This is a genomic window from Vibrio mytili (assembly GCF_000830505.1).
Taxonomy (GTDB): Bacteria; Pseudomonadota; Gammaproteobacteria; order Enterobacterales; family Vibrionaceae; genus Vibrio; species Vibrio mytili.
This window is the reverse complement of sequence record NZ_JXOK01000042.1, coordinates 58,543-71,488: the sequence shown is the minus strand read 5'-3', so window position 1 is coordinate 71,488 and position 12,946 is coordinate 58,543. Positions and strand designations below refer to the sequence as shown.

General features: G+C 45.8%; 8 protein-coding genes and 2 pseudogenes. 2 read left to right on the top strand and 8 right to left on the bottom strand.

Annotated elements, in window-relative coordinates:
- The 4 genes from SU60_RS11920 to fabB all read right to left on the bottom strand — a co-directional run.
- Positions 1–3,158, bottom strand: a 3,158-nt coding sequence (locus tag SU60_RS11920) for a FimV/HubP family polar landmark protein (RefSeq protein WP_052481529.1), incomplete at its 3' end; no start/stop codon positions are given.
- 219 nt (positions 3,159–3,377) lie between these two features.
- Positions 3,378–4,391 carry an aspartate-semialdehyde dehydrogenase gene (locus tag SU60_RS11915; RefSeq protein WP_041155694.1) on the bottom strand — a complete coding sequence of 338 codons (1,014 nt, stop codon included), beginning with the start codon at positions 4,389–4,391 and terminating at the stop codon, positions 3,378–3,380.
- Entirely contained in the window at positions 4,388–5,521 is a 1,134-nt protein-coding gene (locus tag SU60_RS11910; protein ID WP_041155695.1) for a 4-phosphoerythronate dehydrogenase, read from the bottom strand. The genes SU60_RS11915 and SU60_RS11910 overlap by 4 nt, the downstream gene beginning before the upstream one ends.
- Before the next feature lie 257 nt (positions 5,522–5,778).
- Positions 5,779–6,990, bottom strand: coding sequence for a beta-ketoacyl-ACP synthase I (fabB, locus tag SU60_RS11905; RefSeq protein WP_041155693.1), 1,212 nt, complete (start codon positions 6,988–6,990; stop codon positions 5,779–5,781).
- A gap of 127 nt (positions 6,991–7,117) precedes the next feature.
- On the opposite strand from fabB, the pseudogene mnmC reads away from it, so the two are divergent.
- Positions 7,118–9,135, top strand: a pseudogene (gene mnmC, locus SU60_RS11900) (bifunctional tRNA (5-methylaminomethyl-2-thiouridine)(34)-methyltransferase MnmC2/FAD-dependent 5-carboxymethylaminomethyl-2-thiouridine(34) oxidoreductase MnmC1).
- A gap of 138 nt (positions 9,136–9,273) precedes the next feature.
- On the opposite strand, the gene SU60_RS11895 reads toward mnmC, so the two are convergent.
- From SU60_RS11895 to SU60_RS11885, 3 genes are all read right to left on the bottom strand, one after another.
- Entirely contained in the window at positions 9,274–9,798 is a 525-nt protein-coding gene (locus tag SU60_RS11895) for an NADPH-dependent FMN reductase (RefSeq protein ID WP_041155692.1), read from the bottom strand.
- Positions 9,799–9,908: 110 nt separating this feature from the next.
- Positions 9,909–10,172: a YfcL family protein gene (locus SU60_RS11890; RefSeq protein ID WP_041155691.1), complete on the bottom strand. Its 264-nt coding sequence runs from the start codon at positions 10,170–10,172 to the stop codon at positions 9,909–9,911.
- Between the two features lie 14 nt (positions 10,173–10,186).
- A complete protein-coding gene (locus SU60_RS11885) occupies positions 10,187–10,717 on the bottom strand; it encodes an elongation factor P hydroxylase (protein WP_041155690.1) in 531 nt (176 codons plus the stop codon).
- A gap of 255 nt (positions 10,718–10,972) precedes the next feature.
- Between SU60_RS11885 and SU60_RS11880 the strand changes: the two are divergent.
- A pseudogene (locus SU60_RS11880) lies at positions 10,973–11,595 on the top strand (trimeric intracellular cation channel family protein).
- 84 nt (positions 11,596–11,679) lie between these two features.
- On the opposite strand, the gene aroC reads toward SU60_RS11880, so the two are convergent.
- Positions 11,680–12,765, bottom strand: coding sequence for a chorismate synthase (aroC, locus tag SU60_RS11875; protein WP_041155689.1), 1,086 nt, complete (start codon positions 12,763–12,765; stop codon positions 11,680–11,682).
- Positions 12,766–12,946: the final 181 nt, after the last annotated feature.

Here is a 12,946-nt window from a genome sequence, read left to right as displayed (position 1 = left end):
GACGCAGGCTCCGCAATATCGAGTTCGTCTTGAACGTCAACTTTAGACTCAATCTGTTCTTCCGGCTTAGCCGTCTCGTCCAATACGGATGAAAACAGCTCATCTTCATCGAACGCAGAGAGATCGGTATTGTCTAGTTGGAAGTCTTGCGTATCTGCCATAGACGCTATCGCGTCCTGTTCGTCAAACTCAGGAAACTCTATGTCATCAAAACGTAGTTCTTCATCAGCCGCTTCGCGAGATTCCGTTTCACTGTCATCTTGAATTGGCTCATCAGCTGTATTACCCGCTATATCGTCGAGTAGCCAATCTTCTTCTTGCGGTATGCCAAACTCATTCTCTACCGTATTGGGAGTCGGGGTAAACGCAGGTTGCTCAGGCTCAGATGCATCGTCAAGCATGCGTTCATCATGAGCTAAGCTTTCATCCTCAACTTGTGTTTGATTGTCACCCGCCTCTTGGCTCTCTTGCGTCAACGCCGTATCGTCGTCAATCAGCCCTTCTTCATCGGTAGATTCAGGCTCTTCTGCTTGTCGTTCCGGCTCTACTCTAGCGTCTAAGTCACGGTCTTCTGTTGACGCAGCCTCTAACTCCAGTTCATCAGCGGGCCTAGCTTGCTCAGATAGTTGTACCGCGTCATTACTCAGATCAAGCCAATCTTCTGAATCACTGAGCAATGGATCAGGTTCTGGGTACATATCCTCCAAGTCCCCCAAGAACGCTTCAGTGTCAAATCGTTCGTTGGTGCTTGATGCTGTTGCTTGCGGTTTATCCTCGGTATCATTCTGACTGAGATCAGATTCTGCTGGGCTCGTTTTAGCTTCATTGAGGAGCGTATCAATATCGACTTCCGGCTCATCATTTACGTTTTCTTGTGCCGAAAGCTCATCATTCATGCTTTCTTTTTCTGCATGCGCACCCAATGCCTCTTCTAGCTCATCAGCAAACTCGGATTGCGTATCAGCTTGAGGTTCTAGATCGCCAAAACCGAGCGAAGCCAGTAAATCATCTTCTTCACTAACAGACTCAGAATCGCTTGCTTTATCTTCACGAATTAAATCGTCAAATGGATCGAGTTCGGTATTACCGTCGTCTTCCGATTCGAGGTTGATATCGTTATCGATAAGTTCATCAAGCAAATCGACACTATCTGCCTCTAACGTTTCCGACGGATCATCGTCATCAAAACCAGACAGGGATTCTAATTCATTGAGAGGATCAAACTCATCATCGGATTCCTCGTCTTCAAACTCGACCAACTCATCCAATAACTCAGTGCTATCTAAGTCAAACTCGTCTTCATCATCACTAAACCCAGACAACAGCTCGAGTTCATCCAACACGTCATCTTCGTTAGACGATTGAATATCAGTTGCCTGCTCGCTGTCAGGTTCGGCTAGTTGCCAATCCTCTTCGTCAAACAGGTCATCATCCGAATCGTTAGGCGTTGATGTTTCATAAGCAGCTAACAACTCATCAATATCATCATCCGTTGCTTCACCTGCACTAAACCCTTGCTCTGGAGCTGGTGACGTCGATTGTGACTCTGCCGTTCCAAGCTCCAATTCGTCGTCACTCAATTCAGCAAACAGCTCGTCAAGATCATCTTGCTCAATAGTGTCTGTCGGCTCCGTTTGCGACGAATCGTCTTCTGCTAACAGCTCGGCAAGTTCGTCCTCTGATATCTCGCCAGTATTTTCTTCTGGTGTAAGATCAAAGCCACTCTCTTCATCCTGTTCTTCTAAATCCGATGTCGACAGGTCAAGTGCTCGCTCCATTTCTTCTAAACCTAGCGCGCGCTCGTCACTATTAACTTCTATACTGCTGCTCGAAGAGTCAAACTCTTCAAAATCAATCGCGAGCTCTCCATCATCACCAATGTCAGCAAATGGATCTTCCCCATCATCACCTTCAAGGTTGAAGTCCAACTCTTCTTCATCAAGATTAGCGAAAACGTCGTCATCAAGCTGAGGCTCATCCACTTGTTCTTCTGGCTTATCAGTCTCATCCTCTGCGAACAAATCCTCATCCAGACTCAGCTCTTCTTCGAGTTCGTCTTCCGTATCAAGCCCGATTGGCACCGCTAACGGATCACTTTCTCTCGCTTCTTGTTGAGCGGGTTCATCTTCCTTGCTTGAACGGCGGCCAAGTAACATCACAATGCATAAAGCGAGTAATGCTCCCGGTATCAACGCGGATAAAGCAACTAACCAGCCATTCGATAGTATTTTATCTATAGTTGATGGCTGCAAACGCTGTTGCTCAGCAAGACGCTCGCGCTCTTCAGCCAATAACTTTTCGACTTCAGTCCGAATTCTTTCTTGATCATTAAGTTCTGTTTTCAGCGAGTCCACTTCGTTTTGAACATCCGATAGCATCAGGCGTAAACGGTGATTTTTCTCTTCCAAAGATTGAATTTCGCTTTGAGCGTTTTGCTGAAGTTTATTCTTTAATGCGCTGACTTGTTGCTCGCCTACCGTTGATGTACTGACTGGTGGCGTGGCAATCACAGGGATACTCTGTGTGACTGACGGAGTGGTTTCGACTGGACTCGCGGTCTGCTCTGCGGATGTTGACACTGCGCTCTGAACGGCCGGCTTTGGATCGGGTTGTTCAACAGGTACAGAAGTTACTTCTGGCTGAACACTCTGCTTTGGCACAGGTTTTTGAGGCACAGGTTGTTGAGCCAAAGCTGATTGAGACTGAGCAGGTTTTGGCTGTGCGAGACGCGCCTCATGCGCTTTCATTATCGCAACAGCCTGCTGAGTAGATGCACTTTGTATTTGCTCGAGTGAAGGAATACGAAGTCGACTGCCAGGGATAAGCTCATGAATATTTTGTTGATCAAACGCCTGAGGATTGATTCGGTAAATAGCAAGAAGTGTCTGTTGCACGCTTACGCTTCGCGAAGGTCTAAGCTGAGAAGCAATAGACCAAAGCGTTTGGTTTTCTCCTGTTGGGCCATAAAAACGTGAAGGCTGGTTATTAACAGGAGGAGCAGGTAATGCTCGCTCAATCTCTTCGGAGTAACGAGGAGAAGACTGCACTTCACCTGACGGTCCAACAAGGCGAATTGCTTCGGCTTGAACCACTGGCGATGTCTGAGTCGCACTTATCAACACAAGAGTCGTCAGTAAGCGCTTATAAATTTGATGCATAGGAGGCTCAGTTTTGTGCTCAATACAATTGAAAACGGTGATCAGCTAAATATATCGGATATAGCGTACAAAACTATAGCCCTTAAGGAAAAAAATGTGTGGGGCCTGCCAGATTAGTACCAATCTCACACATTTACTTTCGATTCGCGTAAAAAAGCCTCGCATCATGCGAGGCTTAAAGTTCACTAAAAGACGTCCACTAAAACGTTATCGCGAATATCAGTAGTAATCACGTACCAGTACTTCCGCTATTTGCACTGCATTTGTCGCAGCACCCTTGCGAACATTATCGGCAACAACCCACAAGTTGATACCACTATGGTGACTGATGTCGTTTCGAATACGGCCAACCATAACGTGATCTTTTCCGCCAGCGTCACGAACTTGAGTTGGGAAATCTTCACCTTGAAAAACTTCAATGCCTTCAGTTTGACCTAGCAAATTGATAACTTCTTGTGCATCAATTGGTGAACGCGTTTCAATGTGAAGGGCTTCGGCATGACCATAGAATACAGGAACTCGTACACAGGTTGGATTGACTGTGATCGACGGATCGTTGAAGATTTTTTGTGTTTCCCACACCATCTTCATTTCTTCTTTGGTGTAGCCATTTTCCATCATTTGATCGATTTGCGGAATACAGTTAAACGCAATTTGTTGCGAGAATTGCTTCTTATCTGCTGGCATACCGTTTAGAAGCTTAGCCGTTTGACCCGCTAGCTCGTCAATACCACCTTTACCGGCACCAGATACTGATTGGTAGGTAGATATATTAATACGCTCGATGCCAACTGCATCGTGAATAGGCTTCAATGTCACCAACATTTGGATGGTTGAACAGTTTGGGTTCGCGATAATGTTGCGGTTACGGAACTCGGCAATCGCCTCTGGGTTTACTTCTGGTACAACAAGAGGAATATCATACTCGTAACGGAATTGCGAAGTGTTGTCGATAACGATAACACCTTCATCTGCAGCGATTGGCGCCCATTTTTCAGAGAGTTCACTACCGGCAGAAAACAACGCAATGTGAGCTTGAGACCAGTCAAACTCTTCCACGTTTTGTACGCGAACCGTTTTGCCATTAAAGCGATAAGTCTTGCCTTCGCTACGCTCACTTGCCAATAAGTGAATGTCACCCACTGGGAATTTGCGTTCTTGAAGCACTTCTAAAATTGTTTCACCGACCGCACCGGTCGCACCTAAAATGGCAACATTGTATTGCTGGCTCATTGACTTACCTCAATTTGAAAACCTAGTTCTGCTAATGGTTCAAGGTTACATTTATCATTGCCCACTAGCGTGACAGCGCTGTATTCACGGCGATCCCAGTAATTTTTACGCATGGCATCAAACGCACCTGGCTTACTGATTTCACGACGGAAAAGAGCGTCATCTTTACGCACATCATAGATTAACTGCGTAATGTTATGCAGTGTTGCTTCATCCCACTCTCTGTCCAACACGATTGTTGGCACTGGCGCGGTTGGCAACAAATCACTGGCATGCGCGCGTAATTCGTTATTTAAAAACTCGCAGTAACGATTAAAGATCATTGTCGTGCCACGAGCTTTCCCTTCCAGGCCATAGCCTGCAACGTGAGGGGTTGCGAATGCTAGCAGAGGCAGAAGCTCCATATCAACCTCTGGTTCAAACTCAAACACGTCCAATGCTGCGGTAAAGCCATCGTTTTTCTGTAACCGACGCTTAAGTGCACTGTTGTCTACAATAGGGCCACGTGCCGCATTGATAAGAATTTGATCAGCACGCAAACCGTTTAATACGCTTTCATCAAACATATGATGTGTTGGATGTTGGCCATCTTTAGTAATTGGTGTGTGCAACGAAATGATGTCTGACGATTTGATAAGCTCATCAAGTGGCGTAAAGCTACGAGGGTCGCCTTCTTGTTGCTTAAACGGATCGTTTATCAGTACGTTGATCCCCATACCTTTCAAGCATTTTTCCAAGTAGCTGCCAACTTGTCCTGCTCCGACAATACCCACAGTCTTATCAAGGACAGAAAAACCTTTCTGCTGTGCAAGCACCATCATTACACTAAACACATACTCGGCGACGCCGACTTTGTTGCAACCAGGTGCCGCAGTAAAGAAAATATCTTTTTGTTGCAAAAGCGCTTGGTCAACATGGTCCATACCAGCCGTGGCAGTGCCAACAAACTTGAGTTTATTCGCCTTACTGATCAGATCCGCATTCACCTTAGTGACCGAGCGAATCATTAGTGCATCGATATCAACCAAATCGTCTGCAGTCAACGTACGACCAGGTTTTAGAATCACTTCACCAAGCTGGCTAAACAGCTCTTGAGCGTAAGGCATGTTTTCATCAACAACAATTTTCATAGTGGCAGCGTTTTTAAGTTCCATTTTTTTAAGTTGCAGTGATTGTGCCCTTTTCGTGAAAAATCTCAAGAAATAGCACCAAAGAGTAGAAAAGAAAAAACCCGGCTAATTAGCCGGGCGAAATTCCAGAACAAAAGGATCCTATCCCGCTCTCCATGGGATAGAGTCTGCGTCTGTTCGATCAGAGTGACTGATCAAGCTCTGGAAACTGGATTGTTGGCGCCGATATCACGCTCGTGGAGCCCCAACAAATTCAGTTAACCTTGGTACTTTTTAATAACCAAAGTTGCGTTTGTGCCGCCAAAGCCAAAGCTGTTTGACATGACTGTCGTTAGCTCTGCATCACGAGCTTCTGTCACGATGTCTAGGCCTTTCGCTGCTTCGTCCAAGTTTTCAATATTGATGCTTGGTGCAATAAAGTTTTTGTCTAGCATAAGCGTTGAGTAAATCGCTTCGTGCACACCAGCTGCGCCTAGTGCGTGACCCGTCATTGCTTTTGTTGCCGAGATTGCTGGACTATTCTCACCAAATAGTTGTTGAATTGCGCCAAGCTCTTTCACATCTCCAACTGGTGTCGATGTACCATGCGTGTTGATGTAATCCACACCGTCAACGTCTTGCATCGCCATCTTCATACAACGGATCGCACCTTCACCTGATGGTGCTACCATGTCGTAGCCATCAGAGGTCGCACCGTAGCCAACGATCTCACCGTAAATTTTTGCGCCACGAGCCAGTGCATGCTCAAGCTCTTCGACAACCAGCATGCCGCCGCCACCAGAGATAACGAAACCGTCGCGATCTGCATCATAGGTACGTGACGCTTGGTCTGGCGTGTCGTTGTATTTCGTTGATAGTGCGCCCATTGCGTCAAACATCATTGTTTGAGACCAGTCAAGCTCTTCACCACCACCAGCGAAAACAATGTCTTGCTTGCCAAGTTGGATCAACTCCATCGCATGGCCGATACAGTGTGCTGATGTTGCACAAGCCGAACTCATTGAGTAGTTCACACCACGAATCTTAAATGGTGTGGCAAGACACGCAGAAACGGTTGACGACATCGTACGAGGTACCATGTATGGACCCACACGTTTTACGCCTTTCGCACGCATGGTATCTGTTGCGACTGTTTGGTTGTACGCAGAAGCACCACCAGAACCCGCAACAATACCAGTACGGTCGTTGGAGACTTGGTCTTCTGTAAGACCAGCGTCTTCGATGGCTTGCTGCATTGATAGGTATGCATACGCGGCCGCATCACCCATAAAGCGCATCTGCTTACGGTCAATATGTTCAGCAGGGTTAATTTTTAGATCACCCCAAACTTGAGAACGAAGACCATGTTCTTTGAACTGCTCAGATGCAGTGATGCCAGACTTGCCCGCTTTAAGAGACGCTAGAACTTCTTCGACGTTGTTACCGATACTTGAAACAATACCCATACCGGTGATTACGACTCGTTTCATTATGACATTCCTATAATTCAAAAATCTGCTAGATGATAACTAAGATAGTCAACAAAAGTGGTCAGCTTTCCCATAAATTCGTACAATCACCCCATTGTTAGCGCGCCAAATCACAAATTTTATCTCTATGACTTTAATAAAAAACGCAGAACTTGGATGGAACGAAGCGGGTACTCCAGTTTCAGACCAATTTGATGATGTTTACTTCTCTAACGTAAACGGTCTTGAAGAGACACGCTACGTTTTTCTCAAACAAAATTCTATTCCACAAAGATGGCAAGAATTTGACCAACGACGCTTCGTGATTGGTGAAACCGGATTTGGTACAGGCTTAAACTTTTTAGCCGTGTGGCAATGGTTTAACGAATTTCGTCTCAACCATCCGGATGCGCCACTACAAGAGCTCCACTTCGTCAGTTTTGAAAAATACCCTTTAAACATAGACGATCTTAAAAAGGCGCACCAAGCTTGGCCTGAATTGGCCGAGTTCGCAGAAAAGTTGCAACAGCACTATCCGGCCGCGGTTCCTGAATGTCATCGAATTGTTTTGGAAGATGGCGCTATCACCCTCGACTTATGGTTTGGTGACATTAAAGACTGCATGCCACAAGTGCCTTACGGAGAAATGGGGTTAATTGATGCTTGGTTCTTGGACGGTTTTGCTCCGAGTAAAAATCCAGAAATGTGGAACCAAAATCTGTTTAACGGCATGGCAAATTTGGCTAAACCAGGCTGTACCGTCGCTACTTTTACCGCTGCCGGGTTTGTTCGGCGTGGACTGAACGAAGCGGGATTCACCATGAAAAAGGTGAAAGGCTTTGGCACCAAACGGGAGATGATCGCAGGCGTGTTGGAACAACGCAAACGTCACTCTAATCACCTGCCTTGGTTTAACCGTACACCCGCGACGAATCTTAACTCAATCGCGATCATCGGAGCGGTATCGCAAGTGCGACACTCGCCAAAACGCTGTTACGTCGTGGTCAACATGTCACACTATATTGTAAAGACAAACAGCCTGCCGAGGGCGCATCAGGAAATCGTCAAGGTGCGATTTATCCATTATTGAATGGACCGCACACTGGCGTTTCTCGTGTATTTGCGCCAGCTTTTTTGTTCGCGCGCCAATTCGTCGAGCAAATGGCAAACGACCTCACCTTTGACCACGATTGGTGTGGCGTCACTCAATTGATGTGGGATGACAAGTCGACCGAAAAACTCGAAAAGATGCTGGGTGGGAATTTCCCTTCTGAGTTAATTAATAAGCTGTCTGCACAAGAAACCGCAGAAAGGATTGGGTTACCGATTGATATGGCGTCTGTGCACTACCCCTTGGGGGGTTGGATGTGCCCAGCAGAGTTCACTCGGAATTTAATCGCTCACCTGGAGCAGAAGACCTCTTTTTCGGCTAAGTTTGAGCACAATGTCGATGCATTGGAATGGGATACACAACGTCAAATTTGGATTTTGCAGGCGAATGGCAAAACATTCGAGCATTCTGTTGTTGTCGTCGCCAACGGACACGAATTCCAAACCTTGCGCCAAACCGCAGAGCTACCAATGGGGAAAGTAAAAGGGCAAGTCAGTCATGTGCCTGCGACAGAAAAGCTCAATCAATTAAAAACCGTGCTTTGCTACGACGGCTATATGACGCCAGTCAATCCGAACAACCAACACCTTTGTATTGGTGCAAGTTACGACCGTAAGCACTTAGATTTTGAGTTCGATGAAGGCGCACAATTAGATAATGTCGAAAAGCTACGAAAGTGCCTTCCCAACCAAGAGTGGGTAAGCGAGGTTGATGTAAGCACGAATGAGTCACGTCAAGGTATTCGCTGCGTCAGCCGTGATCATTTACCGTTTGTTGGTAATGTCGGGGACTTCGCAAAAATCGAAGAACAATACGCGGACTTACAACATAAACAACCTCAAGAAGTGCAACCGGCACATCAATTTCCGAACTTATTCTGTTTGTTGGGGTTAGGATCGCGAGGACTAAGTTCAGCCCCGCTAATGGCAGAAGTATTGGCCTCGCAGATCTGTGGTGATCCGTTGCCACTGCCTGTCAATGTATTGGAAACGTTGCACCCTAGCCGAATGTGGGTACGCAAATTAAGAAAAGGAAAGGCGATTACGACGCTTTAACCGCTGATTTATTCTGCTCATTCCCGATAGTGAATAAATAACACCATCGGGAATATCACAGAAACATCACTGAAATCGACAAGTCGGCTATCTACGACTTAAACAGCAAGCACTGTTAAACGCATGCTGAGATTGATATTAAACCAGTTTTGCGACAGCTTGCTTAACTCGTTCAGCGATATCTTCGCTTTTACACTCGCTGCCTTCTAAGTCAAAATTATCGTAGAAGTTGGGCACAGATAGCGACGCTTTTACCTCAGCACCAAAGAAGTGAGCCGATCCCGTCGCGGCTGCCAGTACGCTCTGCGCACCGCCTGGGCCTGGAGATGTAGCCAAGTAGACCACAGGTTTGTTTTGGAAGACATTCTGTTCAATACGTGTCGCCCAGTCAAATAGGTTTTTGTAGGCAGCCGTGTAAGAACCATTATGTTCTGCAAAAGACACGATGATAGCATCGGCTTGCTCAAGTTCACGTAAGAAAGCAAGCGCACCTTCAGCTTGACCGATTTCTTTTTCGGTATCTTCACTAAACATAGGAACTTGGAAATCATTCAAATCCAACACGCTCACGTGCGCACCTTTTACTTGGTTTGCAGCGTAAGTAGCAAGAAATTTGTTGATTGAGGTTGAACTGGTCGATGCACCAAATGCGACTATTTTCATGGCTGTATTCCTCTATTCACGTTTCTTATTCTTGTTGCCAGATTAAGGTCTGATTAGATTTCATACAACCATAAAAATTTTATGGAGAAATTCAGTTTTTTCGAATGAGTTTAGGCTTGAGCCTGAAGTGCTTGCCAGAGATCGCTAACGATAATCTGGTCCGCAGGGCTTAATTCACTTCGTGCCGCGTCCAGGCTGTTTTTAATACGAACTTTCAATTCGTCGACATCATGAATGCCATCGTCTTCACACGATGCTGCCGACAAAGAAATGTGACCACGTAAATAACCACCAGCAAACAGTTCATCATCTGATGCTGTTTCAATACGTGCATCAATCAGTTCTAGTAGTTTTTCTTCAAATTCAATAATCATGGTGTATCTCGAGGTTACTTGAGGATAAAATCAGAGGCTTCCAGTGGCTTGATGTTATAAAAATCACGCAGCGCTTCCGAAAGCATTTGGACTCGCGGAGGCAACCCTGACTGTAAGATGCTTAGCACTTCTTTATGCACTTTTTGCATAAAGCTAAGCCTATCAGGTTCAAAATCGCCGTGTAGATTGTCACAACTGACCGTAAAAGGGAAGCCAGCGCTTGTTGCAAGTATCCATTCGTAGGCTTGAGGTCGAATTTCGACTTTCTCAAACTTGGCTTGAACTTCTTCAGTACGACCATCGGGCTCATACCAATAACCAAAATCTTCCAACAATCGACGTTCTGGCCCTGCGACGCACCAGTGCGCAATTTCATGAAGTGCTGAGGCATAAAAGCCGCGGGCAAAAATAATCCGGTGGTGTTGGTTGTCTTCATTCGCAGGAAGGTAAACTGGCTCGTCACCACCAAGCTCTAACTTGGTATTAAAAGACTCAATAAACGTGTTGTTAAATAGGGTGATTAAGTCTTGGTATTCGTGGTTCATTATCGATTCTATGTGTCAAACGGTTCTACGGGGCGTATTGTCTCTGTTTTTACCCAGATCGTAAAGCAACACAACACCCGTGATCATTAGAAAATATAATTGAACAATCCCGATAGCCCTACTATTTCTCATTCGTCACCACTCCTATTTCCGACTACACTCACGCCCTTATTTTTCTCTTTTAACTGGCTGATATTAAGCCACTTATCAGTATGAAAAAATGATAACAGTAACTTTCGATGGTGAGTATTCCTTATGCTGCTGAGTGTATTGTATGTCATTGGTATCACGGCCGAAGCCATGACGGGTGCGTTAAGCGCCGGACGACGGAAAATGGACTGGTTTGGTGTCATGTTAGTCGCAAGTGCAACCGCGATTGGTGGAGGTACCGTCCGAGATATTCTATTAGGACATTATCCGCTCGGCTGGGTGAAAAATCCTGAATTCCTGGCGATCACTTGTCTCGCTGGAGTCCTAACGACAGGGCTCGCGAAGTGGGTGATAAAACTCAAAGGCTTGTTTATTCGCCTAGATGCCCTTGGCTTGATTGTTTTTAGTATCATCGGCACCAAAATCGCACTTGATATGGGACTGCATCCAGGAATCTGTATGGTATCTGCGTTGGTGACCGGGGTATTCGGAGGCTTGCTTCGCGATTTAATTTGTCGCCAGCCACCGTTGGTACTGCATGAGGAGTTGTACGCGTCGATTGCCTTGATTGCTTCAGGGCTGTATTTAACGTTGCTATCGTTCAACATTCCTGACGTAACCGCAACCATTGTCACACTCGTTTTAGGATATGTGTTACGCATGGCAGCGGTTCGATTTAAATGGCGATTGCTTCATTCCATTTAGAGGCAGAAAACTCGCTACACTAGTGAAATAAGAAAAAACACAAAAAGAAAAGGTTGCTCATTGAGCAACCTTTTTAGTATTAACAATTCTTACTATCCAAAAACGATTTAAATCTTCGGCGTTTCTGTGGTAACACCAAAGTTCTGCCCACGATGGCGAAGCAGGTGATCCATCACAACAATCGCTAACATGGCTTCAGCAATAGGCACCGCGCGGATACCGACGCATGGGTCATGGCGACCTTTTGTAATCAATTGCGTTGGCTCACCTTGTTTGGTGATCGTCTCACCCGGAACCGTTATGCTTGATGTTGGCTTAAGTGCGATGTTGGCGACAATGTCTTGTCCAGTAGAGATCCCACCTAGAATACCGCCAGCGTGATTACTACCGAAACCTTGCGGAGAAAGTGTATCACGGTGTTCACTACCACGCTGATTAACAACGTCAAAACCGTCACCAATCTCCACACCTTTGACTGCATTGATACTCATAAGAGCATGAGCTACGTCCGCATCCAAACGATCAAACACGGGCTCACCTAGCCCGACAGGAACATTAGTCGCGACAACCTGTATTTTGGCGCCAATTGAGTCACCTTCTTTTTTAAGGTCACGGATCAATTGGTCAAAGGCATCCACTTTGTCCACATCAGGACAAAAGAACGCATTATTTTCAATCTCATCCCAATCGACTTTCTCGATAGACACATCACCCATTTGGGATAGATAAGCGCGAATTTCAACACCAAATTCATCTTTTAGATACTTTTTCGCAATCGCACCTGCCGCCACACGCATGGCCGTTTCACGTGCTGAAGAGCGGCCACCACCTCGGTAATCACGAACACCGTATTTTTGATGGTAAGTGTAGTCAGCGTGGCCTGGACGGAACTTATCTTTAATCTCAGAATAATCTTTTGAGCGCTGATCGGTGTTTTCAATCAGCAAACCGATGGAGGTGCCTGTGGTTTTACCTTCAAACACACCAGAAAGAATTTTAACTTCGTCCGGTTCACGACGTTGGGTGGTGTAACGTGACGTGCCAGGACGGCGACGGTCGAGATCGATCTGCAGATCCGCTTCTGAAATTTCCAATCCCGGAGGACACCCGTCTACGATACATCCCAGTGCGATACCGTGACTTTCCCCGAATGTCGTCACTCGGAAATGTTGTCCGATACTGTTTCCTGCCATTACTTCCTCAAGTTTTTGACGCCACGCCTTTTCAAATCCAGGCGCAACTGCTTTCCAATTCTTCGTAGATTCATAGTCGCTTTATTACGTTTTGATGTAAAGAGTAAATATGCACTTAATCTTGAAGAAATACGCATAAAAAAACACCGAGCATGGTGCTCGGTGTTTAATATAAGATACT